This is a genomic window from Xenorhabdus thuongxuanensis, assembly GCF_001908095.1.
Taxonomy (GTDB): domain Bacteria; phylum Pseudomonadota; class Gammaproteobacteria; order Enterobacterales; family Enterobacteriaceae; genus Xenorhabdus; species Xenorhabdus thuongxuanensis.
This window is the reverse complement of the sequence record NZ_MKGR01000003.1, coordinates 211,169-235,228: the sequence shown is the minus strand read 5'-3', so window position 1 is coordinate 235,228 and position 24,060 is coordinate 211,169. Positions and strand designations below refer to the sequence as shown.

18 protein-coding genes are annotated in these 24,060 nt (G+C 38.3%); 13 read left to right on the top strand and 5 right to left on the bottom strand.

All coding sequences use genetic code 11. The features are described 5' to 3' along the window. Positions 1 to 209: 209 nt before the first annotated feature. Positions 210 to 581, bottom strand: coding sequence for a LecA/PA-IL family lectin (locus tag Xentx_RS03780; RefSeq protein WP_074018940.1), 372 nt, complete (start codon positions 579 to 581; stop codon positions 210 to 212). A gap of 780 nt (positions 582 to 1,361) precedes the next feature. On the opposite strand from Xentx_RS03780, the gene rnd reads away from it, so the two are divergent. Continuing rightward, entirely contained in the window at positions 1,362 to 2,519 is a 1,158-nt protein-coding gene (gene rnd, locus Xentx_RS03775) for a ribonuclease D (RefSeq protein ID WP_074018939.1), read from the top strand. 167 nt (positions 2,520 to 2,686) lie between these two features. Here rnd and minE read toward each other — a convergent pair whose 3' ends face one another. Genes minE through minC form a run of 3 tightly spaced genes read right to left on the bottom strand, consistent with a single transcriptional unit; the run spans position 2,687 to position 4,479 of the window. Next, on the bottom strand, positions 2,687 to 2,956 hold the full coding sequence (minE, locus tag Xentx_RS03770; protein WP_074018938.1) for a cell division topological specificity factor MinE: 270 nt from the start codon (positions 2,954 to 2,956) through the stop codon (positions 2,687 to 2,689). 3 nt (positions 2,957 to 2,959) lie between these two features. Next, on the bottom strand, positions 2,960 to 3,772 hold the full coding sequence (minD, locus tag Xentx_RS03765) for a septum site-determining protein MinD (RefSeq protein WP_074018937.1): 813 nt from the start codon (positions 3,770 to 3,772) through the stop codon (positions 2,960 to 2,962). A 23-nt stretch (positions 3,773 to 3,795) separates the two neighbouring features. Further along, the gene (gene minC / locus Xentx_RS03760; protein ID WP_074018936.1) at positions 3,796 to 4,479 is read right to left on the bottom strand and encodes a septum site-determining protein MinC; all 684 of its coding nucleotides are present in this window, start codon (positions 4,477 to 4,479) and stop codon (positions 3,796 to 3,798) included. Between the two features lie 159 nt (positions 4,480 to 4,638). Between minC and Xentx_RS03755 the strand changes: the two genes are divergently transcribed. From Xentx_RS03755 to Xentx_RS03740, 4 genes are read left to right on the top strand one after another with little or no spacing between them, the layout of a single operon-like run. Further along, complete coding sequence (locus tag Xentx_RS03755; protein ID WP_074018935.1) at positions 4,639 to 4,920, top strand: YcgL domain-containing protein; 282 nt, start codon at positions 4,639 to 4,641, stop codon at positions 4,918 to 4,920. A 46-nt stretch (positions 4,921 to 4,966) separates the two neighbouring features. Further along, on the top strand, positions 4,967 to 6,052 hold the full coding sequence (locus Xentx_RS03750; RefSeq protein ID WP_074018934.1) for a lytic murein transglycosylase: 1,086 nt from the start codon (positions 4,967 to 4,969) through the stop codon (positions 6,050 to 6,052). Positions 6,053 to 6,089: 37 nt separating this feature from the next. Then, positions 6,090 to 6,746 (top strand): fumarylacetoacetate hydrolase family protein, encoded by a 657-nt coding sequence (locus Xentx_RS03745; RefSeq protein WP_074018933.1) that lies wholly within the window; start codon positions 6,090 to 6,092, stop codon positions 6,744 to 6,746. An 18-nt stretch (positions 6,747 to 6,764) separates the two neighbouring features. Continuing rightward, positions 6,765 to 7,202 carry a YcgN family cysteine cluster protein gene (locus tag Xentx_RS03740; protein WP_208607538.1) on the top strand — a complete coding sequence of 146 codons (438 nt, stop codon included), beginning with the start codon at positions 6,765 to 6,767 and terminating at the stop codon, positions 7,200 to 7,202. A gap of 512 nt (positions 7,203 to 7,714) precedes the next feature. Here Xentx_RS03740 and Xentx_RS03735 read toward each other — a convergent pair. Then, positions 7,715 to 8,710 (bottom strand): 2-hydroxyacid dehydrogenase, encoded by a 996-nt coding sequence (locus Xentx_RS03735; protein WP_074018931.1) that lies wholly within the window; start codon positions 8,708 to 8,710, stop codon positions 7,715 to 7,717. 215 nt (positions 8,711 to 8,925) lie between these two features. On the opposite strand from Xentx_RS03735, the gene Xentx_RS03730 reads away from it, so the two are divergent. The 8 genes from Xentx_RS03730 to Xentx_RS03695 all read left to right on the top strand — a co-directional run bounded on the left by Xentx_RS03730 (position 8,926) and on the right by Xentx_RS03695 (position 24,056). Then, the gene (locus Xentx_RS03730) at positions 8,926 to 11,550 is read left to right on the top strand and encodes a YdbH family protein (protein ID WP_074018930.1); all 2,625 of its coding nucleotides are present in this window, start codon (positions 8,926 to 8,928) and stop codon (positions 11,548 to 11,550) included. A gap of 35 nt (positions 11,551 to 11,585) precedes the next feature. After that, on the top strand, positions 11,586 to 11,771 hold the full coding sequence (locus Xentx_RS03725; RefSeq protein WP_139292425.1) for a YnbE family lipoprotein: 186 nt from the start codon (positions 11,586 to 11,588) through the stop codon (positions 11,769 to 11,771). 10 nt (positions 11,772 to 11,781) lie between these two features. Continuing rightward, entirely contained in the window at positions 11,782 to 12,102 is a 321-nt protein-coding gene (locus Xentx_RS03720; protein ID WP_074018928.1) for a YdbL family probable chaperone protein, read from the top strand. A 139-nt stretch (positions 12,103 to 12,241) separates the two neighbouring features. Further along, on the top strand, positions 12,242 to 16,414 hold the full coding sequence (locus Xentx_RS03715) for an inverse autotransporter beta domain-containing protein (RefSeq protein ID WP_074018927.1): 4,173 nt from the start codon (positions 12,242 to 12,244) through the stop codon (positions 16,412 to 16,414). Positions 16,415 to 16,708: 294 nt separating this feature from the next. Next, positions 16,709 to 18,487, top strand: coding sequence for a hypothetical protein (locus Xentx_RS03710; RefSeq protein ID WP_074018926.1), 1,779 nt, complete (start codon positions 16,709 to 16,711; stop codon positions 18,485 to 18,487). A gap of 445 nt (positions 18,488 to 18,932) precedes the next feature. Continuing rightward, entirely contained in the window at positions 18,933 to 20,168 is a 1,236-nt protein-coding gene (locus Xentx_RS03705) for a hypothetical protein (protein ID WP_139292423.1), read from the top strand. A gap of 313 nt (positions 20,169 to 20,481) precedes the next feature. Beyond that, positions 20,482 to 22,125 carry a hypothetical protein gene (locus Xentx_RS03700; protein WP_074018924.1) on the top strand — a complete coding sequence of 548 codons (1,644 nt, stop codon included), beginning with the start codon at positions 20,482 to 20,484 and terminating at the stop codon, positions 22,123 to 22,125. A gap of 71 nt (positions 22,126 to 22,196) precedes the next feature. Continuing rightward, positions 22,197 to 24,056: a hypothetical protein gene (locus Xentx_RS03695; protein ID WP_074018923.1), complete on the top strand. Its 1,860-nt coding sequence runs from the start codon at positions 22,197 to 22,199 to the stop codon at positions 24,054 to 24,056. Positions 24,057 to 24,060 lie beyond the last annotated feature (4 nt).

Below are 24,060 nucleotides of genomic sequence, written 5' to 3'. Positions count from 1 at the left end.
TCATTTGTATTACCACGGGGCGTTATACAGTAAATTACTTTTCTGGTACCTTGATGGGATATTATCTAATTTATGAAATGGCAGGTGTAATTAATTAACGCAGAACGCAATAAAAAATATATTTCAAATTAAAACTGTATTTTATGGTTATTATTGATGAGGTTGACATAATAAACCCGCAGGAAGTCGCGGGTTATATTTGAGATTATTTATTTTATTTCTTGGAGAGGAGAATAACGTGATTCTATTTTTACTTCAGCAAGGAAGTTGCCCGAGTTATCAAAATACCTACCTTGATCGTCAGAAAATATAAGTATCAGTTCACCATCTACGGGAACTGTTTTATGAAGCACACCATTACCAACTTTGTAAGTGTTGTTACCGATTTTTGCAATAAGGGTGTATCTTGTCTCTGTGTATTGATGAATACTACCTTGAGGTGCAGACAGCATATTGTCATCGTAGCCATATTTTACCCATCCATTGGCGACAATCGATATAACGTCTCCTTTTTTAAGGATAAGCCCTGTAGGTTGACCATTTTGGGCTAAGGCAGGAACAACTCCAGACCAATCGCACATAGTGTTACCTCTAATCATTATGTTTTGAAAGCGACTTTCTTAGTCTATGAAGGCGGTGGATACTTCTCCGCCGGTGAGCATCAATAAAATAGGTTCATCATACTGGAGAGTACGGCTTGACTATATTTGATAGGTTGCATGTTTTGTTGGCAGGATGACATAAAATGACAGGTGGGGAATTAATAGAATTTATCAGATGGGTAATACAATTCAGCATGCTTCCATTTCAAACGGAGGCGTGAATAACTACAGGAATTCCTTTAGTTTAAGGAGTCCCGTTACCGAGGTCATTAACTCAGTGACCTCGAAGAATACCGTAGTCCTCACTTTGGCTTGTCAATCAGCGAAACTTTGCGCTCAGTTCCAATCGGAGAAATATTTCGCTGATGGGTATACGAATATTTTCAGACACCTACGGCAACCCATTGATTCTTCCGAAGTCCTCACTTTGGCTCAACCATTACGGAAATCCCAATAGTTGATTCATGTGCTGGACAAAAGGAATAAACGTATTGATTTTATTACTTTTACTGGTCGACAACCCCGCTTTCCTTCCGTTTCAAACGGAGATGTGGGATTTAAAAGCCCATTTACGTCAAGGGCGGATTTCTGTCCTATAGTGACAAAGGTGAGTGAATTTCTCAAAGTTGTGGTAAGTGAAAAGTATGTCTAATACTATAGAAACAGTTATCCGAGTACAGGACGTTTGAGATTTTTTATTGTGTGTACATAACTGTGTACATTGTTATATTTTATTAGAATTTATGGTTATGTAACATAATGTATTTAAAGAATATTTTATTATCAAATTGTAATTATCAGTTGATTACTACCGATGCCCAATTGCAGTCAATCTGTGAGCAGGCAAAAAAACAAGCAAGAATTGCACTGGATACTGAATTTGTACGTACACGGACGTATTATCCTCAATTAGGTTTGATACAACTGTTTGATGGTGAACAGCTTTCTTTGATTGATCCTCTCGAAATTTCACAATGGCAACCCTTTAGGGAGCTATTGACTGATTCGAACGTATTAAAATTTATTCATGCTGGCAGTGAAGATTTAGAGGTTTTTAGTAATAGTTTCCAGTGCTTGCCAGAACCCATGATTGATACTCAGGTACTGGCTGCATTTATTGGTCATCCTATGTCATGCGGTTTTGCGACATTGGTTGCTGAGTATTTGCATATCGAATTGGATAAGAGTGAATCCCGCACTGATTGGTTGGCTCGGCCACTGAGCGAAAAGCAATGTCAATATGCTGCGGCAGATGTCTACTATTTATTACCGCTGGCCGATATCTTGATGGAAAAAACAGAACAGGCAGGATATTTGGATGCGGCAAAAGATGAAAGCAATTTGATAGCCCAACGCCGTAAAGAAGTATTGATGCCGGAATATGCTTATAAGTATATTGGTAACGCATGGCAATTGCGCTCAAGGCAATTAGCCTGTTTGAAAAAACTGGCTGCCTGGCGTTTAAATCAGGCTCGTGAGCGTGATCTGGCGGTCAATTTTGTGATCCGAGAAGAAAATTTATGGCAGGTTGCCCGTTATATGCCAACTTCTTTGGCAGAATTGAATGCCTTGGGATTGAGTGGGCAAGAAATTCGTTGTCATGGTCGCCGCTTGTTGGCGATGGTTGCGGAGAGTAGAGATATTCCAGAAGAAGAATGTCCGGCTCAAATTATGAATTTGATTGATTATCCTGATTATCGTAAGGCGTTTAAAGAAATTAAATCTTTAGTCACTCAGGTGGGGGAATCTCATCATTTCAGTGCCGAACTGCTGGCTTCTCGCCGTCAAATTAATCAATTACTTTGTTGGCATTGGAAATTGAAATCACCGGAGTATCAACCTGAGTTAATTAGGGGCTGGCGAGGTAAGTGGCTGGCTGAACCTATCGCTGAAATATTGGCAAATTATTCGGAGTAATAACGTTAGTTCAATAATCACCACAGTTTTATTTAAGAAATGTAAATTCCATTCCCTGCCTGATATATAGGCAGGGAAAATTGTCTTTACTTCTTGATCTATTATTTAAATAACGAATGGTTTTGCAAAAATCGCCACTTTAGATTAAATAGCGTCGTTTGATACTGCTATTTTAGCGATTCCTCAACCTCAGGTAATGTTACATTAAGTTCCAGTACAGAGATGTCATCATTTTTTTGCTCAAACTGTACAGAAAGCATGTCTGGATCGATTTGTACATATTTACAAATTACAGCCAGAATATCCCGTTTCATATCGGGCAAATAGGAAGGCTCAGAGTCACCACGGCGCCGCTCTGCCACGATGATTTGTAGCCGCTCCTTGGCGATATTGGCTGTCGGTTTTTTTCTCGACAGGAAGAAATCTAACAAAGCCATGCGTTACCCCCCAAACAGGCGTTTTAAAAAACCCTTTTTTTCTTCTTCGATGAAACGGAAAGGCCGTTCTTCACCGAGTAAACGTAAAACAGTATCTTCGTATGCTTTACCCGCGTCAGAGTCTTTGTCCAAAATGACGGGTTCTCCTTGGTTGGATGAACGGAGAACAGATTGATCTTCTGGGATGACACCGAGTAAAGGGATGCACAAAATTTCCAGTACATCTTCCATACTCAGCATATCGCCGCGGTTCACGCGCCCTGGATTATAGCGCGTCAGCAGAAGGTGCTCTTTGATAGGTTCGTCACCTTGTTCTGCACGGCGTGATTTGGATGCTAGGATACCTAAAATACGATCAGAGTCACGAACAGAAGAAACTTCCGGGTTTGTTGTAATAATTGCTTCATCGGCAAAGTAGAGCGCCATCAATGCGCCGCTTTCAATACCAGCAGGCGAATCACAAACAATAAACTCAAATCCCTGTTGATCCAATTCATTCAGGATCTTCTCAACGCCATCTCGGGTGAGTGCTTCCTTATCACGGGTTTGGGAAGCGGGCAGAATATAGAGATTATCTGTGCGCTTATCTTTGATAAGTGCCTGATTTAAGCTGGCGTCACCTTGAATGACGTTCACGAAGTCAAAAACCACACGGCGTTCACAGCCCATAATTAGGTCGAGGTTCCGTAAACCGATATCAAAATCGATAACGGCGGTTTTTTTTCCTCTTTGAGCGAGACCGGTAGCAATGGCCGCGCTTGAAGTGGTTTTGCCAACGCCACCTTTACCAGATGTAACAACAATAATGCGTGCCATGAAGCGATTCCTTGTTATAAGGGCTAGACTAAAGTTTCAATAGTTAATTCATTGTTTACCAGACGTAATTTTGCGGCCTTACCAACAAAATTTTCTGGGATTTTCTCGCTGAGCCAATATTGACCTGCAATAGAGGTGAGCTCAGCGTTTAAATGGGTGCAGAAAATCTGGCTTTCTTGATCACCAGATGCGCCTGCCAATACTCGTCCACGCAGCACACCATATATATGAATATTTCCATCAGCGATTAATTCTGCACCAGCACTCACATTATTTGTCACAATAAGATCACTGTTTGGTGCATAAATTCTTTGTCCTGAACGAACAGGTGTATTAATTATACGAGTTTTTTTGAAAATAGGTTCAGCCGGTTTATTTTCTTGAGTAAGAACTTTCTGACTTTTACCTTCTTTCAATAAAGGAAGTTCAGATTTTAGAACAACTTCTCGTTGTTCTTCGTTTTGACAACCGCTGATGCCAACGATGCGCAACCCAACTGACTCAATGGCTTGGTGGAGTGCGAGGAGATCTGCATCAACAGGGAGAGCAGATATATTGATGACAACGGGAGCATTTTTTAGGAATTCGGGTGCCTGCTCCATTTTTTCCTGCATAGCTTTATGAATAACTTCCGGCTGGTCATCATATAAATGAACGACCGAAAGCGTAAAATTACTGCCTTTTAGCTCAATTGGCGACTGTGACATCGATATTCTGACTCAGTAAGGTTAAGTTTCCCAAGGTAGTTTAACAAACATTTTCCTAAAATAGCCTCTGGGAGACGATATTCTTAAATATAATAAGCATGTTATAGTTAGTGAATTATTCAAGCAAGTCACAGAGTTAATTTAAAAGAGTTTATAACAATGATTTGTGTAATCTACAGAAGCCCAAAACGTGACCAGACATATCTGTATATTGAAAGAAGAGGTGATTTTTCGCGCGTTCCTGAAGATCTGTTAAAAGCATTTGGTGAACCTCAATATTCAATGATGATCTCATTATCTGAAAGAAAAAAACTGGCTAATGCTGATATTGAAAAAGTAAAAACCGCATTGAGTGAGCAAGGTTTTTACCTGCAAGTACCGCCGCCAATAGAAAGTTTGCTCAATGGACATCTGGTAACAAACAAGCCACTTATGCAATAAAAATCGCCGGCAACTGCCTGATCCTGAATTGAGGAGGAGCTGATTTATGAAATTAATCACTGGGCTAACTTTATTGACAGCAACTCTGTTGGCAGGGTGCAGTACATCAAGTAGTAAGCAATTGTACAATCCATCTGTGTTGACTCCACGCTCCCAGGCTGAAGCCAGGGCATTGGAGCAGGATTTTCCGTTGAATACCCGTGAGCCATCACAGTTTCCCGCTTATGTGGCTTTGCTGAAACAGCAAGCCAGAGAGCAGGGGATCAGTGAAAAAACATTGGATCGGGCATTTGCTAATATCCATTTTATTCCGCGCGTCATTAAAGCTGATCGTAACCAGCCAGAAAAAAAAGTAACTCTGGATGATTACCTGAACCGCGTCTTGCCAGCCTGGAAGATTGAACAGGGTGTTAAGGCATATGAAGATAATAAGTCCCAGTTAGAAAGGATCAGCCGCAAATACGGTGTACCCAAAGCCTATATTGTTGCTTTGTGGGGATTAGAAAGCGGTTTTGGCAAATTTCAGGGAAAAGAAGATGTCATTTCGGCGTTATCCACGCTGGCCTTTGAGGGGCGCCGAGAAGTGTTTTTTATCAAACAGTTACTGGCAGCGTTAGAAATAATTGAAAATCAATATATTGATGAAGATCAGGCGCTAAAAGGCTCTTGGGCGGGTGCAATGGGGCAAAATCAATTTATGCCAACCTCTTACTTAACGTATGGTGCTGATGGCGATGGTGATGGCCAAATTGATATTTGGCACAATAAAGCAGATATCTTTGCCTCGACTGCCAATTACTTACATAAGGAAGGATGGAAGCAAGGCTTACCTTGGGGGTATGCCATTTCGTTACCTACAGGCTTTGATATCTCCTTAGAAGGCATTAAGCCCGAACAGGGGAAAACCATTACCCAATGGCAGACATTGGGGATTTCATCTCCACATTTTGCTAAGTTGCCTGCAAATACCAAAGGTTGGATAGTCATCCCTGATGATTCGGCTCAACGGGCATTTTGGGTGACACAAAATTTCCGCACTATCATGCACTGGAATCGTTCTTACTATTTTGCTCTCAGTGTTGGTATGATGGCGGATGGTATTATGCAACGTACTCATTTTCTCACTCGCTGAAAATCAGATCCTGAAAACAAGATAAAGGAACAATGTTATGTACCAGCATCGGGATTGGCAGGGCGTATTGTTGGATTTTCCTGCTAATAAGGTTGTTTGTGTCGGTAGTAATTACGACAAACATATGAAAGAGATGGGTTCCCAATCCACTGTAGAGCCGGTGATATTCATTAAGCCTGAAACTGCACTGTGTGATCTACGTCAGCCTGTTTTTATTCCACAGGAATTAGGTGCTGTGCACCATGAAATCGAATTGGCTGTTTTGATTGGTTCGTCACTCAAAAATGCCAATGAAGAGCGAGTCAGTCAGGCGATTGCAGGCTTTGCAGTTGCACTGGATTTGACATTACGTGATTTGCAGCGTGAATTTAAACAATCAGGGCAACCGTGGGAAAAAAGTAAGGCATTTGATCGATCATGCCCGATATCGGGATTTATTCCTGTCAATGCTTTTGGTGATCCACAAAATGCTGAACTTTCTTTGACCGTAAATGGTGAATTGCGCCAAAACGGCAATACGAGTGACATGCGAACGCCTATCATCCCGTTGATTAGCTACATGTCGCGTTTTTTTACCTTACGTCCGGGCGATATTATCTTGACGGGAACGCCTGAAGGCGTAGGGCCATTGCAATCTGGTGATGTGTTAGATGTTTCTCTTAATGAGCACGTTTTGACAACCAGAGTGATTTAACTACGAGGAATGACAGAAATTATGTCTCAACCTTTCTGGCAGGTGAAAACCTTAGAACAAATGACAGATCAAGAGTGGGAAGCACTATGTGATGGCTGTGGTCAGTGCTGCTTGCATAAGTTGATGGATGAGGATACGGATGAAATTTATTTCACCAATGTTGCTTGCAATCAACTGAATATTAAAACCTGCCAGTGCAAGAATTATGAAGATCGTTTCAGATACGAGCCTGACTGTATCAAATTGACCCGTGAGAATATGAATACCTTTGAATGGCTGCCAAAGACGTGTGCTTATCGTCTGATTGGCGAGGGGCAAAGACTCCTTCCTTGGCATCCACTGGTCAGTGGTTCAAAATTGGCCATGCATGCGGAGCGTATTTCTGTCAGGCATATCGCTGTGCGTGAAGTGGATGTGGTGGATTGGGAAGAGCATATCCTTAATAAACCCATGTAATTATCTTTTGTTTGATATAAAAGGGATTTTATATCATGCATTGGATGTTTGGGGCATGGCATATGTGAGAAAACCTTATTAAATGCAATACGTTATGATATCAAGAAAAATTGTGCAGTTTTGTGAAATTGGGCATACTTATTAAAGATGATTATTTTTCAAAAATTAAATTTCACAGTATTTATATCGAGTGAAATGTAGTCATAAAAACAATTTTTTAAACTTTTATAGTAAACCATAGGGTTAAAGAACAAAATTTACATTTTGAGAATAAATATTAATCAAAGTATGCTCGCGCCCTGGGGCTCCGGGTGGTCAAGTGGCACAGGATGAGTGGGAAATGACTTTTGAAAACAAAGCAGACAATTAATTTTATCATAAAAGACTCACGAACAGGATACATTGTGTTTTCTGTTCGTGAGATTTGTAGCATTGTATTTTGGTTAAAAGGATTATCCAGTTAATATTGAGTAATCATAACCGTAGAAACGGTTGTTAGTGATTATTGAAAATTATTCAACAAGATTTGAACAAACCTTTCCAGAAACTAATTGCTGAATATTTTGCAAAGTTGTTTCACTGATACTGGTTAAGGCTTCTTCGGTTAAGAATGCCTGATGGCCGGTGAATAGCACATTATGGCAAGAAGATAAGCGGCGGAAGATATCGTCTTGAATAACGTCATTTGATTTATCTTCAAAGAATAAATCTCTTTCATTTTCATAAACATCCATACCCAGTGCGCCAATTTTTTGTTGTTTCAGTGCATTAATAGCAGCCACAGAATCAATTAAGGCACCTCGGCTGGTATTGACAATCATCACGCCATCTTTCATTTTGTTGAACGCTGTTTCATCCAATAAATGGTGGTTTTCCGGTGTCATGGGGCAATGCAAGGAGATTACATCCGATTCCGCATATAAAGTATCCAGATCTACATATTCCACACCTATATTCAAGGCCTCAGAATTGGGATAGGGGTCATGTGCCAGTAAACGCATACCAAAGCCTTTCAAAATTCGCAAAGTAGCAATACCGATTTTTCCTGTTCCGATAATGCCCGCAGTGCGCTTATACATGTTAAAACCAGTTAATCCTTCAAGAGAAAAATTGGCATCGCGGGTACGTTGGTAGGCACGGTGGATACGTCGATTAAGACATAACATCAATCCAACAGTATGTTCAGCAACGGATTCAGGAGAATAAGCAGGCACTCTGACAATCTGGATACCTAATTCTTTCGCTGCATCCAGATCGACATTGTTGAATCCGGCACAGCGTAGTGCCAGGATTTTGATGTTCATCTCTGCCAGTTCTTGCAGCACTTCCCTGCCACCATCATCATTGACAAAAATACATATGGCATCTGCTCCAACGGCATTTTTGGCGGTTTGTGGACTTAAAGGAAAATCAAAAAACTCGATATGATAATCAAAGCCAAGTTTTTGGTTGAGCATTTCAAAATGCTTACGGTCATACTGCTTTGTACTGTAAACAACCAGTTTCATAACAACATCTCCACTATACAGTAACTATAGAATCATTCGAGCCTGCAATAATGACGCTCCTGAAGGTTCTAAGCGTTATCTTTCGCTATACTCGAATAAATCGCCGAATAAGCTATTCATCGGGATAGCTTGTATAATAAATCGGCTTAGAGCCTGATATGAGATTATCATAACAGGAAGTTGTTCTCAGGGTGATAAGAAGAGACAAGGGTTTAATGGCAAAAATACTCAAAGTGTTTGCAGTGATGGTAGTTCTGTTGGTGTTATTGGGATCGGTGGGATGGTATACACTTCCACGTTGGTTACCTTTGATTGCCAGTTATTGGTTGCCACAGGGCGTCACTTTTTCTTTGAGCCAACCTCAATGGAAAAATAGTGCATTGTGGTTAGACGAACTGTCATTGCAGACAAAAGAGTGTGAATGGGTCAGGATCTCTGAGTTATCTGTGGAGTATTTATCCGGGGAAAATAGTGAAAATCGCCTCTGGAATATTCGTGCAGCTAATATTGACAGCCAGAGCCAATGCCTGTTGCAATTACCTGTAGCAGAAGGGCAAACAACCCCACTATCTGTGCAAGGAATATTATCCGCAATACCTTCGGTTAATCTTACTGTTGATCGTCTGGCTCTTATGCCTTGGCAGGAGTTTGCTGGCAAATTTCAATTTAGTTCCTCCTCTCAGAGGAAAATTTTTTCTTATCAAGGTGAAAAATTAAAACTCAATGCACATATTGCAGATAAACAGGAACTCACTGTTCAGCGCTTTTTCGTGAAATTGCCTGAACAGGTGATTTCCCTGAATGGAAATATTGCACTGCCCTTAAATACTGCAACGCTACCAAAACAAGGCCAAATCATAGCGCACTTATCTCTGAGCCAATATCCCGCTCCGTTGCAATTGACATTGAATTGGCAGGAACAGCGTGGGTTGCTCACCGTTATTGAAGGTAAAAATCAGCAGATATTAGCTGAATTACCCTGGTCACTAGACGAATCGCAGTTCCAGGTTGCTAATGGTAAATGGCAATGGTTGGAGGGCAATCAAACGTTGTCTGGAAGGGTGAATGTTACGATTGAACAATGGAAAAAAGGCCTGTCAGGCATGTTTGTCAGTGGGCGGGTAAATCTAGTCACTCAAAATGAGCAAGGTAAAGGTAATATTGTTCTTTCCGTGAAACCAACCCCAATCAATATAATCAATGCTCATATTCCGTTTCAGTTTACCGGGCAAATAAATAGCGGCAGGATGGTTATGACGATGTCATTGCCTGCCGTTATTACAGGATCATTGGTTAATCCTAAAATTATTTTTCGTCCAGGTGCCCTGTTTCGGGCATGGGGGAAGCTCAGTGAAACATTGACGGTCAAGGAAGCCAGATTACCTTTGGCGGGCACTTATTTGACTCGTAATGGCTTTACTGGCCGTCTTCAAGCCATTGTGACGGTCCAAGACCGTTATTGGGGGAGATTTAAGCTACATTTGGATGGTTCTGCAAAGGATTTTATACCTGATCATGGAAATTGGAATTGGCGTTATTGGGGGAATGGGCATTTACTACCGTTACAAGCCAAATGGGATATTGCGGGCAAGGGAAGTTGGAATCAATCAAAGATAACAGTAGATACATTAAATACTGGTTTTGATCTTATCCAATATGGTCTTGTGAAGATGCAGGAACCACGCTTAAAACTGACAAAACCGTTAATTTTGGATAGGGAGGCAGATCGCTCTAACTTAACGGGAGATTTGCAATTGTCTGTCCAGAAAACAGAATTTCGTTCTGGTGGTTTTTTGCCTGCTTTTGATTTTAAAGCCACGCTTGCAGGAGAATCCCCTGATAACTTTATGTTGAATGGCAAGCTGTACTCTAACGGTATCGAACCAATTCCCTTTTATGGTCGTTGGGATGGGGAACGATTGAGGGGAGAAGCCCGATGGCCGAGGCAATCTTTATTAGCCTTTCAACCTTTAATTCCGCCAGATTTGGGTATTACCGTGCTTGGTGGAACGATTTATGCTCAGGCTGCTTTTTCCGCAGCAAAGGGGCAAGAATTGCGGGCTGGTGGTCATTGGGTAGTCAAAAATGCGGGTATGTGGCTGAAAAATGGGGAAGTTAATGGCCTGGATTTTGTTTTGCCATGGCGTTTACAGGGTCACACGTGGCAATTAGGGCTGGGATCTCCCGTCCAGTTGCGGATCAAGGCAATTAAGAGTCTGTTTGATATGCAAAATGTAACAGCCGATCTGCTGGGTTACTATCCAGCAACGGACGAACAGCCATTGACGTTGAGTAATGTGAATGTGGATATGCTGGATGGGAAATTGGCCATGGATCAATTACAGATCCCACAAAAAAAAGCGGCGGTATTACGGTTTAACAAGCTGAATTTGAGTAAATTGTTTGGCGTATTGAAAGTCAAACAAATGGCGATGTCAGGAAAAATTAATGGTGAATTACCCGTATTATTGAATGATAAACGTTGGATTATTCAACGGGGTTGGGTATCCAATGAAGATTATCTGACATTAAGGTTGGATAAGGATACAGTTGATTCTATAGGAAAAAATGACTTATCGGCAGGTATGGCAATGGATTGGCTGCGTTATTTAGAAATCGATCGTTCAAAAGCTTATGTTACGCTCGATAATTTGGGGATCTTAACATTGCATTCAGAGATTAGTGGTGTAAATCCTGTAGTGGATAGAAAACGTGAAGTCAGACTTAACTATCATCACGAGGAGAATATTTTTCAATTATGGCGTAGTCTGCGTTTTGGCAGTAACTTGGAAGAATGGTTGCAGAAAAATATATCTGTAATGGATGGGAGTGATAAATGATAACGAACGTTGAATTCAAGTTGCCAACGGTCAGAATGGGTGTAATGTTGGTCAGTATAGCCTTATTCAGTATGACATTGGCGGGCTGTCTCAGGCTGGAAGTAGCGACACCAGATAAGCCCATCAACATCAACATGAACGTCAAAATTGAGCATGAAATTCATATTAAGGTCGACAGGCAAATTGAAGATATGCTCAAAAACAACTCTAACTTATTCTAAGGGCTAAAACATGAAAAAAGTAGGAATGATAATTCTGTTAAGCCTGTTATTCAGTTCTTTTGCTATGGGCATGACGTTGAATGAAGCAAAACAGCAGGGGCTGGTGGGAGAGACATTTAGTGGCTATCTGGCACCGATAAAAAATACCCAAGATGCCCAATCAGTGGTGAAAAAAATCAACAGTGAACGGCAAAAGAAGTATGCTGAAATTGCGGCTCAAAATAATATGACGACAGATCAAGTTGCTAAAATAGCGGGAGAAAAATTGGTAAACCGTGCAGCTTCAGGAGAATATGTGCTCGGTATTAATGGCAATTGGGTGCAGAAATAGGGGTAATGACTGGCTTGGTTGTAACATTAAAAATTTTTATCAATTAGTTGTTAAAAACCTAATTTTATGTACTATATAATTAGTTGACATTTTATTGTGCTTTTCAAATGAAAGAGAATAATATCTTAGGAACAGCAATATGTTACCGTATATAGTCAACATTATCCGTTTCTTTGTTTTTATGTGTTTTTCATTACTATCATTGTCATTGATGAGTGCTGGTGCTGATCACAATATAAAAACGGAAGAGAAATACTTACAAAATACAGAACAAAAAAACAACACAGATTTTAGGATTAAAAAATCAAGTAAAAAATTATTGAATTCAAATAATAAGAGAGAAGATAACTTAAATAAAAATAATGATGCTTCCATAAATCATAACTTAAATTCCATTAACCAAAATATCCAAATCGCAGGTAATATTCTATCTTCTTCGCCTTCGGAGCTAGCTGAACAGGCCAAATCTTATGCGTTGAGTAAATTTAACAGCACAGTAGCTTCCGGAGCACAAAAATGGTTATCACAGTTTGGTACTGCCAGAATTAGTTTTGGACTGGATAGAAAGGGAACGCTAAAAAACAACTCATTCGATCTGTTACTGCCGCTTTATGACAATAAAGTGGATTGGTTGTTCTTTTCCCAACTTGGCTATCGTAATAAAGACAATCGAGATACCATTAACCTGGGATTAGGTGGACGTTATTTTTACCAGAACTGGATGTATGGACTGAATACCTTTTATGACTACGATCTGACGGGCAAAAATCAGCGCCTTGGACTGGGTGGAGAAATATGGGGAGATTACATTAAACTTTCCGCTAATACCTATTATCGTTTAAGTAATTGGCAAAACTCACGGAATTTTGTCGGTTATTATGAGCGCCCTGCCAACGGTTATGACATTAATGGGGAGTTTTTTTTACCCGCTTACCCTAATTTGGGCGCCAAACTGACCTATGAGCAATATTTTGGCGATAACGTGACTTTATTCAATCGTGACACGAAACAGAAAAATCCTAACCTGGCTAAATTGGGGCTGACATACACGCCAGTTCCGCTACTTACTCTGGGTGTGGATTATAAACAGGGAGAAAGCGGGCACAGTGAAACGCAGTTTTTGGCGAATTTCAACTATAAACTAGGAGTTTCCTTGAGCGGGCAGTTATCACCAGAAAATGTGGCAGCGGCAAGGACATTAGCGGGCAGCCGTTATGACCTTGTAGAAAGGAATAATCATATTGTACTTGAGCACCAGAAAAAACCGATTGCGCAATTGTCGTTACCGGAAACTATCGTTGGATACAGCCAGGAACAGCACGAAATTACCGTCAAATTATCATCTAATGCTTTTGTTAAGCAGATTCATTGGACAACCAATAAAGATTTTGAGTTGCGTGGTGGAAAACTTTCTTCCCGCGTCGGCCACACCATAAAAATCATTCTGCCAACCTATTTATCCGGCGATAACCAAAATAACAATTACCCCATCTATGCTCTCGCTGAATTAGAAGATAACCAAAAATCAGCACCTGTCGAAATGCGTGTAATTGTCAGGCCATTTATGCTGAAAAAACAGGAAGGGACTTACTTTACCCCTGCGGGGCCACTGCCGGCAACGGGGGATAAAAAGGATGGCTATATGTTTAACCCCGTGATTACCTTTGATACGGTCAATGGTGCCCCAATAAAAAATGCTACCATTAACCATGTTCAGTGGATAACCGATCCTAAAATCGGACCGGATTCTGGATTGAAATGGATTGATTGGGAAACATCAGACTCTATTACACTTGATGAATATGGGCATTTCAAACGAAAACCAATATTAGTGAGTACCCGACCACATAAAGATGTCAAAGTGTACCTGCAACTGAATAACCAGCCGCCACAATCCGTGGGGGAGGTCAGCTTTGATAAGAAATCAACCAGTTTCCACATTGATAAAGTTGAGGTTTTACCACCTATACCGTCGCAGATAGCCAATGGTTCCCAGACTTACACTTACAATGCTGTGATATTATATGCTAATAACAATCCTGTAATAAAACAGAAAATCGCTAATGTGAATTGGAGTAAAGATAAGAACCACGATGGGCTTATTTGGAACCCACAAAATGGTGATGTCACAACGGATGAAAACGGGAGATTAACGGCAACCCTGGCCAGCACAGAGGCAATAAAAGATGTCACGGTTTCGCTGTCCATTGAAGGCCAACAGCCTGTTTCTGCACAATTTCCGGTGACCTTTACTGAGGATACCCAAGATTATCAGGTTAAAGGCGATATGCAGGTCAGCCCGTCAGGGACGTTAACGGCAGACGGTGTCCAGAAATATACCTATACGGCGATTATCGTAGGTCTTGATGGAAACCCTGTTTCCAAGAAAAACATTTCGAATGCGACGTGGAAGATAGAACATCCCGACAATATGCCTGAACTCACGCTAGATCAATCAGATAAGACAACCGATGACAAAGGACAATTAACGGCAATCTTAACCAGTACTAAGGCAGTCAATGGGGTTGTCGTTTCACTCACGGTTGGAAACCACAATCCGGTACAGGCAAAACGGGCGGTAGATTTTAAACCGGAACAAATGTCAGTAACAGTGACACCATCAAGCCCAAGATTAGTAGGTAATAGTTATACTCTGACAGTGAGTGTTAAGGATACTACAGGTAAAAATTCAGAGGCTGGTAAGACAGTTAATTGGACTATAAAGGCGCCTGACCAGACAGCGGTCACGCTTACCTCAACAACCAGCACGACTGATGGTAATGGTAATGCCAGTACAACGTTGACCAGTACGCAGGCTCAAACAGTGACGGTAGAGACTTCTGTAGAAGGTTCTGAAATCAAAAAGTCTGTGGATTTGATGTTCAAATGGCCAACAATTCAGAAAATAAAGTTAAAACAAAAAAATGGGAGCATTCTTCCAGGTGGGGAATATGATTTCACAGCAACAATATCAGGTACTGAGGCTGATGATATTGACAAATATAAGGGTAAATTTGAATGGATACTTAAGACTCCAACAGATAAAGGACTCTCTCTTTCACCGCAGGGAGAAATCAGTATTTCACCGAATAGCGGGACATTAACAGCGAAATTAATAAGCCAGAAGAATCAGCCTGCTGTTAAAGGCGCTGTTGTCTGTTTGATAATTGTAGGCGCACCTGCCTCTGAATTTCCGAAATGTGCCGATCCTGTCGATTTTCAAATAGAATTTGAAATTAGCCATGTTGAAGTTTGGCGTGTTAATCGGGCAGGGAAAGAAGAAGGATTTGATCCCAATAAACCATTACTTGGTGATGGAAAGTCAGAATATCAATACAGGGCGCTGATCGTTGAGAAAAAAGGTAATAAAAAGCCAATTTCTAATTATTCATTCAGTGATGTTACGTGGGTTAGGGATCATTCAGAAGTTACGGATCTAGAATTACCTCAGCCTGAATGGGATAAGGCAGGTAAGACGGATGGAGACGGGTATTTACATGCAACATTGAAGAGTAGAGTAGTGGGAGTGGGGATTGATGACGTTGCAGTAACATTAAGTATGGATGGGTCAGATGGAAATACGTTATCCCAGTCTGCCAATGACAAAGTAAGTTTTAAGGTTGTGCCAGAGCCAGTAGCGATAAAGGTCTATAAGTATAATTATAAAACAGGAACAGTGGATAAATCCGTTAGCAAACTTTTTACTGAGCAGGAAAGGCCATATAATATTTTTAGGCAATTGGCCGCTGAATTAAAATCAGTGAAAGGTGAAGAACTCGTTGAACCTGGGGATACTGCCGACTATAGCCTGCAACAAGACGGAGGGTGGCCTGCAATAAATGTAAACTCTCAAACCGGATTGGTTACATTTAACAATACAGGGCACGGGAAAGTTATTCTTGATATTACGAAAAAAAATGGAACAAAGCGTCAATATACTTATACATTTTTTCCAAAAATGTGGCTTATATCTATACCGGGAGCTTACAATAACACCTACCCATTGAATGACAATAATAATTGTGAACGTCCAATAAAGAGTGATCAACATAACCTATCACCTCTTTATTCAGAACTGATTTCAACAGGAACAGGAACGGCATTATCTGATGAATTTCCGGACGCCTATAAATTTGGTATTTTGGATGATTTTAATCATATAGATAAAACGACTTATATTAAAATGCTAAAATCTCGTCAAAATAATGGGGATTATTTAGCATATGACACAGCTACTGGTAAGGAAATACCAAATGATGGCCCGAGTCAATCAATAAATGCATATGTTTTATGTGCACTATATTACAATTAACCAAGAGTATAATTTAACAAAGAGCAATATTTCACATCAAGCCGTGTAATTTTATCTATACTGCACTTATATTAATTAATGGATCATCTATTCTTCGGAATGATTTCATTAATATTATTAAATAAGTTATATCAGAAGCCATTCTCCAAAATACCATATAGTGAAAATAAACTCAGGTGATAACTTTTAATTATCACCTGATAACTATTTTTCATTATACATTTAACTTAAAATTTAGCTTAATATAGTAGAGTTCATAGGTAATATTTATATATTCACACAGTGAGGTGTATTATGTCAGAAGCAAAAAAAAGTAACTTAAAGGGTAGTGGTACTCCCACAATAAAAATAGACGAAAAGTTATCAGTAACACCTGATACCACTTTAATTTATGGGCAGCAATTTTACCTTGATGTGACATTAACAGCCAGCACTGGTAATTTACCACAGGGGTATTCTATTAATATCACCGCAAAAGTCGATAGTGGTATAACAATAGCTCCACCGATGTTTAAAGTTGTAACATCGGGTCATGAAAATAGTATAAATTCCGGACTATATAGCATAGTAATTGATGATTATGATGATAATACCATAAAAAACGGTAAAGTATCTTTTACTGTTGATCTAAAGAGTAGAATGAACAATAATTCTATTTATAACACCACATTTAGCTATAACGTAAAAAAAATACTTTTCTATTCTTTGCAATTATTGCCTGACAAACCGGTTTGCGTTATTCCTAAAAAATATTCTGATCCAAAATTCAATGATCCTAATGATAAATATATTCGGTATGAAACACAGTTATTAGAAGATACAGGGAGTTTATCATCAAATATTCCAATGAAAAAAGTGCTGGTTTATATTACATCTATACCTGGAGGTGATTTCAGTAAGGATATTATTATTACATCTGATCCAGATTCGAACGGTCCAAATACACCGCTAATAATTTATACGCCTGAAACTGTAGATGGTGTAACATTTATTAATATTACAAGTAATGAGAAAAATGGAAAAATAAGATTCCGTGTCTATCCAAATAATAAACCAAAGGACAACAATAGTAAGGCTAATTATAAGCCGACTTTGCTTTCTTTGGGGTGTGTGATTTCAGGACTGGAAAGGTATACGCATATGGCAGAAAGTGTATGTTTTATTACTCCCAGACCGATTTTTAACTTCGATGATTTAGATCTATTATTGATCCCTAGCGCCAATGGTGGTGTAATAAATCGTAGGTCATCAGATGAGATTACTTTTGAAGTTATGATCCAATCTTATGATAACCCTAGTTCAGATGATAAAATTTTATTTTTCACCAAAGAAAAAGACCATATTCCTGATATTAATAGCTTAATATTACCCATTTACAGTATGCAGACAGGAGAAGAAGCTAATTATTCTTTTTCTATTCCTTTTGCCAACTTTAAACCTGATGAATGGACGGAGATTTTTTATGTGATTACTAACACAGGAAATACGCGTTATTCAGGTGGACAGCAGATTAAATACTCAGGTGAAGATGCAGACTTTGTACCATCTGATGGAGTAAAAAGAACCTATAATAAAGTTCAGGTTTATTCCAGTTTGGCTGATTATAAAAATGACCCACAGTTAGAGCAGGCAGGGGAAGAAAACACATTATTCTGGGAGAATAGTTATACCACCAGAGTGGAGTTGTCAAATTATATTAACAATGGCGGTAATGATGCTTATGTAAAAATAACAGCAACTAACGATCCAACAGATGATAAACGGCCAAAAGTGGGAGATACTGTATATGTAAATATGTACGTCAAGTCGGGTAATAAGAATTTTTCCCACCAATTCACTGGCACAAAACTTTTATCGACTCCAGATACTGTTCCGGCAGGTAATAAAACATTATGCTCTACAGTGATTCCAATTAAGCACCCGTTATATTATGGAATAAGATCTTATAATGACGGTTCACCCGCATTCGTTTATTTTGAATATTATACGATGGATAAAAATAACAAGGCAACATTCAGTCATTATTGGCGTGGAATGACGGACACCTCACTGCCTGGCTTAGATGATGATTGATTTTTTATATTTTCGAAGTGATTTATTATTAGTGAATAATTTCATGTTTTTGAATTGAATTGAATTAAATATTCTATACATAATAAATTAATGTTAATGGTTAGTGTTATTATAATAATATAAATCCTATTATTTTGCGTTTAATGGTTTTCAAAAAATAGTGCATCGGAAGGAGAATAAATCCTCCGGTGCATAACTAGAAATACTGTAGTTTGAAAGACAGTAGAAATAGGTATATTACGGCGAAATGTTGGTTAAAAAATAAAAATTTGTCAAGATATTTTATAGATTCCCCTTAAGCCTTTACTAAATGGTGATGACAATTGTGAAAAGTCAATGAATGGTGAACATAACCAATCACATTTTTATTCAGACTTGATTTCAACGTGAACAGGAATGTCATTATTTTATTAATTTCCGAATGCCTATGATTGTGAGGTTCACTATGTCAGAAAAAAAAAGTCATTTACAGGGCAGTGGTACTTCTCCAATAGATGAGAAGTTATCAGTAACGCCTGATACCACTTTAATTTATGGTCAGCAATTTTATTTTAACGTGATATTAACGGTTAATACTGGTAATTTTCCAGCAGGGTATTCTATTAGTATCACTGCAAAAGTCGATAGTGGTATAACAATAGCTCCACCGATATCTAGGGTTATAACATCTGGTCATGAAAATAGTATAAATTCCGGACTATATAGCATAATAATTGATGATTATGATGATAACACCATAAAAAATGGTAAAGTATCTTTTTCTATAACTCTAGGTAATGGTAGTAGTAATATTTACAATAAGAATTTTAGTTACAATGTAAAAAAAATACTTCCCTATACTTTGCAGTTACTGCCTGACAAACCAGTCTGTGTTATTCCTAAAAAATATTCTGCACCAACACAACAGGATCCAAAGGATAGGTATGTTCTTTACAAAACTCAATTATTAGAAGATACAGGAAGTTCTGGAAAAAAAACACCAATAACAAATGTGCTGGTTCATATTACATCTAAACATGGGGATGATTTCAGCAAGAATATTATTATTACGTCTCATCCAAAATTAGGATTACAACCAACAATTTACTCTCCCACCATTGAAAATGGTAAAACATTTATTAGATTGATGAGTGATAGTCATGATGGAACAATAAAATTCCGTGTCTATCCAAATAATAAACCCAAAGATGGCAATAGTAAGGCTAATTATAAGCCGATCTTGCTTTCTTTGGGGTGTGTGATTTTTGGTCAGGAAAGGTATACGCATATGGTAGACAATGTATGTTTTATTACTCCTAGGCCGTTGTTTGACACAGATCTCCTAGAATCATTGCTGATGCCTGATGCTGACGACAGTGTAATAAAGGGTGGACCAGAAGATCCTACATTTAAAGTTACTATTCAACCTTATGATAACCCTAGCCCAGATGATCATATTTCATTTTTCACTAAAGAAAAAGATAAGGTCCCTGATATTAATAGCTTAATATTACCTATTTATAATATGAATGATGCTAACGAGGTTAAATATTCTTTTCCCATTCCTTTTTCCAGCTTTAAACCTGATGAATGGGAAGGGTTTTTTATGTTATTGCTAAAAAAGGAAATACTCGTTACTCAATGGGAGAGATGTTTAAAGTTTCAGGTGGTAGAACAAGCCTTATACCGTCAGATGGAATAGAAAGAACCTATAATAAAGTTCAATAGAGTAATGGTTCTTGTGGTTAAACTAATATAAAGTCTGTTATTTTATATTTAGCGTATTTCAAAAAATAGTGCGCCGGAAATAGAGTGAATACCCCGCCGCATAACTAAATAGGTTTTCATAACACTGAGAGTATCAGATGTTGGAGTTCCTTACCCCGCGCTCCGCGCGGGGTAAGGAATACTCCTATCATTTTGAAACGCTATTTAGAATAATTGAAGTTTGGAAGGCAGTGAGAATAGACATATTTCGTCGAGACATTGGTTGAAAAATTAAAAAGGTACTGATTATGATTGATAAAGAAAATATATTACAAAATGCTGTCCTATCGTCAGTTGTTCTGTCCGTGCCTCATCGTTCAGATGTGGTTATTGGGCAAAGTTTTTATCTTTATATTACCATGATGTTCAATGGGAAATTACCTTCGGAATTAAATGTTAATTTAACAGCGATTAACGGAATAACTGTAGACAGTTTGACTAAAGCCACTCCTGTTACTGGTATAGAAAATGCTCTACGCTCAATTGCTTATTTAACTATTGATGATGACAGTACTTTAAAGTCCGGAGACACCATTGCGTATAAATTAGAGATATCTAATTTGCATACGCAAGAAATACATTATACTGCTAATTTGATTGATGCAGATTCTCTTAGGCTGTCAGTCGATCAATATATTTGTGAAGTACCACACACAGAGACTCATATTGATAATCAAAATAAGAATTTTATTCTTTATACTGCGAAATTGAAAAATAGTAATGGTAAGGAAATGATAAATACACCGATCCAGATTTCCTCAGTTATTAAAGATAGCCTAAATAATAAGGTGATTATTACTACGGATCCGGATGATGGGCAATCCACTCCTGTGACTCTTTATCCCATTGAGGAATATGAACAGGTTGTTATTCCTATCAATAGTAATCACCATGGTAAAATCAGTTTTCGTGTTTATCCAAAAAAGAATCAACCCATTACACTGCGGTTAGAAAGCGAATTGCCTGGGCTTGAAGTCTATTATGCAGCACCTTCTGTCTATATGCTGAACCCTAAGCCTGCCGATCCGCGTGAATTGCTTCCCGTCCCGATAATAAATAACTTGAGTCATGGTCAATTGCAAGCATTTGGCTCAGATTATACATTTGATGTAACCGTTGAGCCTTATACTAATTTGCATGATGATGATAGTATTATATTTTTTATTGATGACAAACCTGTTTTACCCATTAAGATGATAGCGCACTCAGATATCCCTGATCACAGTTTTAAACTGTATTATGATCTGTTTCCAAAAAATAATATAGTACATCTTAATTACGTAATCGCCCCTGTAAGCGGGAATAATAGATATTCAAAAAAATTACCGATCACCTATATAGGTGGTGGTGAAAATAAACCGTCAAATAACATTGAACGTGTTTTTGACATGCCTGTTGTCTATGCTAGTTGGGCAGATCCTAATAGTCAACCACCGTTAAATCAGGATGATGACAATTTTATACTGGAATATGGCTCAACTATTAATAGTTCTTCAATCGCTGGCTATCAGGAAGAAGGGAATGAAGGTTATGGACTATTTGTAAAAATAATAGGAACAAATGATTTTACGGATACAAGCAAACCAAAATTTGGCGATACCATTCATTTCACAATGTACCTTAATGGTGATTCAAGTGATGATTTGAGTAATGATGACCAATATAAACAGATCAATGAACCCTTCTCCACGGTTATTAATCATGTTCCTGACCATGATGGCGGTAAAACATCCACAACGGTTATTAAAATTAAATACGATTTGTTGGTTAACTTTGCGAGCAGTTCAACTTATGGAATGCCAATGATTTATTTTGAATATTACATTGATAATGAAGGTGTGAGGCAATACAGTCATTATTATTATAGCCAAATAGAAACTGTCGGCGAATAATAAGAGTGGAAGAAGTGAACTCAGTTCATCTTTTATATTTATAATTACGAAAGTTTATGGGGTGAATAATAATGTCATCTAAGAAAATTACGACTTCTATAAAACCAGGTTCAGATTTAGTCATAGGGGAAGAATTTATTCTCGACATCTTTTTAACATCTGATACACCTATTTCTAGTGATGCAAGTGTCGAATTGACACCTTATGGTGGTATCGGGTTGCGTAGACATGTACCTCCAATCGTATTATCTGATAATAATAGAAAGGGAACGATTTCTGTTGAATTACGTGTCGATAATAATATTGTTGAAAACAATGAAATTACATTAGATATTCAGCCAAATTCAGCAGCAATAGGGTTTGAAAAAATCAGTGTATTCTATTATGCCAAAACGCTTGACATCTCGTCAGTACAATTGGCTGTCGGTGCTGATTATTTAGATATGCCAATTGGAATTAATGATCCACCAGGTGGGCGATATTTTGTGAAAGTGGGCACGGTAAGAACTGCAATCACAAATAAGGATAACACAGCCAAATTATCCGGTACACCTGTGAATATACTTGACACTCCTGACAGGAGTTTTGATAAAGTAGATTTTTATCAGGATGATAAACACACGAAAATACCTATCAGGAAGATTGGTAGTAAAAGAGGTTTCATTATTAACACAGATCCTCACGGCAAATTAAATTTTTATATTTATGCCAAACAGGAAAGTTCTGTTGTTCTGACTCTTTATTCACAGATATTTGGTGCAACAGGTGAAATTTCAGCTGATAAAACGCTATACATTTTGGATAGTGATCAAACAGATATCAATTCAATGGATTCGTTATCGGCTCCGATTATTGTTGAAATCAATAATAACGTTTTACATAACGATGGTAGCTCTTTCGGCTTCTCTGTTAACATACCACCATATGATAATGCAGAGGGGAGTGATACAATATTTTTCTTTATTAATGGGAAAATGATTGATAATCCTCACCGTTTGTTAGATCCAGACCACCTTGGAACACCTTTTATAACGTTACCTTATAGTGTTTTCAACGAAAATGAAGAAAAGGTTAATTTTTACTATAGTGTTATTAAGGAAAGTGCGGATAGATTGGTTTCAGACTCTCTCGAATTTACATATACAAAATATATTCCTCCAGCGGATAATGTTTATGAAAAATGTCAGGTTTATTCGAGTTTAGGCGTAGGGAAAGATAATTTAGTAACGGAAAATGATGTTATAAATTATAAGACTATTTCTCATTATAAAGACAATGCCAATCATGAGGGTTTATTTGTTAAGATTATAGGAACAAATGATCTGAACGATAAAACTAAAATACCTTTAGGTAGTGAAGTGATTTTGAATTTACACATTCATTCAAAGCTCAAAAAGTTAGATAAACCTTTCGAATCGTGGACAATGCCAACGACAGCTGGTGATGATGGTGTCACCAATCATGTCATCATTGGTATACCACAATTATATCTTGCAGGTCATGATGCATTTGATATTCATGATCAAGGAAAAATTTATTTTTCTTATACCGTGGATATAGATAGTACTAAAGTAACTAGTCAAATATGGAAAGGACAAATCAATACTGTTCCACCCGATGAAATAGCGTTAATAATAACCGGATATCAGCCAATCGGTGATAAATACGAAATACTTACAATCCAGATTAACGATAAAAAGACATCTGAACAAATTAAAAATACATCCATCTCTTATAAAATAGATCCAGCCGTAAATATGAGTAATGTATCTGAAATTGCTTCAAATCCCGATACGATACAATCAATGAATACAAATGAATATGGACAATTTAAAATAAACCTGCAAGGACAGAATGGAGGATACGGAATTATAACGGTTACAGCCAATGATCTTGTCGGCAGTATAAAATATACTATGGGACAATATTAAGGGG

What these genes read in the sequence shown, in the direction of transcription:
- Xentx_RS03755 (WP_074018935.1), top strand. Translation starts at nt 4,639, where the DNA reads ATGATTTGTGTAATCTACAGAAGCCCAAAACGTGACCAGACATATCTG.
- Xentx_RS03750 (WP_074018934.1), top strand. Translation starts at nt 4,967, where the DNA reads ATGAAATTAATCACTGGGCTAACTTTATTGACAGCAACTCTGTTGGCA.
- Xentx_RS03735 (WP_074018931.1), bottom strand. Translation starts at nt 8,710, where the DNA reads ATGAAACTGGTTGTTTACAGTACAAAGCAGTATGACCGTAAGCATTTT.
- minD (WP_074018937.1), bottom strand. Translation starts at nt 3,772, where the DNA reads ATGGCACGCATTATTGTTGTTACATCTGGTAAAGGTGGCGTTGGCAAA.
- Xentx_RS03700 (WP_074018924.1), top strand. Translation starts at nt 20,482, where the DNA reads ATGATTGATAAAGAAAATATATTACAAAATGCTGTCCTATCGTCAGTT.
- minE (WP_074018938.1), bottom strand. Translation starts at nt 2,956, where the DNA reads ATGGCTTTGTTAGATTTCTTCCTGTCGAGAAAAAAACCGACAGCCAAT.
- Xentx_RS03780 (WP_074018940.1), bottom strand. Translation starts at nt 581, where the DNA reads ATGTGCGATTGGTCTGGAGTTGTTCCTGCCTTAGCCCAAAATGGTCAA.
- rnd (WP_074018939.1), top strand. Translation starts at nt 1,362, where the DNA reads ATGTATTTAAAGAATATTTTATTATCAAATTGTAATTATCAGTTGATT.
- Xentx_RS03730 (WP_074018930.1), top strand. Translation starts at nt 8,926, where the DNA reads ATGGCAAAAATACTCAAAGTGTTTGCAGTGATGGTAGTTCTGTTGGTG.
- Xentx_RS03705 (WP_139292423.1), top strand. Translation starts at nt 18,933, where the DNA reads ATGTCAGAAAAAAAAAGTCATTTACAGGGCAGTGGTACTTCTCCAATA.
- Xentx_RS03715 (WP_074018927.1), top strand. Translation starts at nt 12,242, where the DNA reads ATGTTACCGTATATAGTCAACATTATCCGTTTCTTTGTTTTTATGTGT.
- Xentx_RS03745 (WP_074018933.1), top strand. Translation starts at nt 6,090, where the DNA reads ATGTACCAGCATCGGGATTGGCAGGGCGTATTGTTGGATTTTCCTGCT.
- minC (WP_074018936.1), bottom strand. Translation starts at nt 4,479, where the DNA reads ATGTCACAGTCGCCAATTGAGCTAAAAGGCAGTAATTTTACGCTTTCG.
- Xentx_RS03695 (WP_074018923.1), top strand. Translation starts at nt 22,197, where the DNA reads ATGTCATCTAAGAAAATTACGACTTCTATAAAACCAGGTTCAGATTTA.
- Xentx_RS03710 (WP_074018926.1), top strand. Translation starts at nt 16,709, where the DNA reads ATGTCAGAAGCAAAAAAAAGTAACTTAAAGGGTAGTGGTACTCCCACA.
- Xentx_RS03720 (WP_074018928.1), top strand. Translation starts at nt 11,782, where the DNA reads ATGAAAAAAGTAGGAATGATAATTCTGTTAAGCCTGTTATTCAGTTCT.
- Xentx_RS03725 (WP_139292425.1), top strand. Translation starts at nt 11,586, where the DNA reads ATGGGTGTAATGTTGGTCAGTATAGCCTTATTCAGTATGACATTGGCG.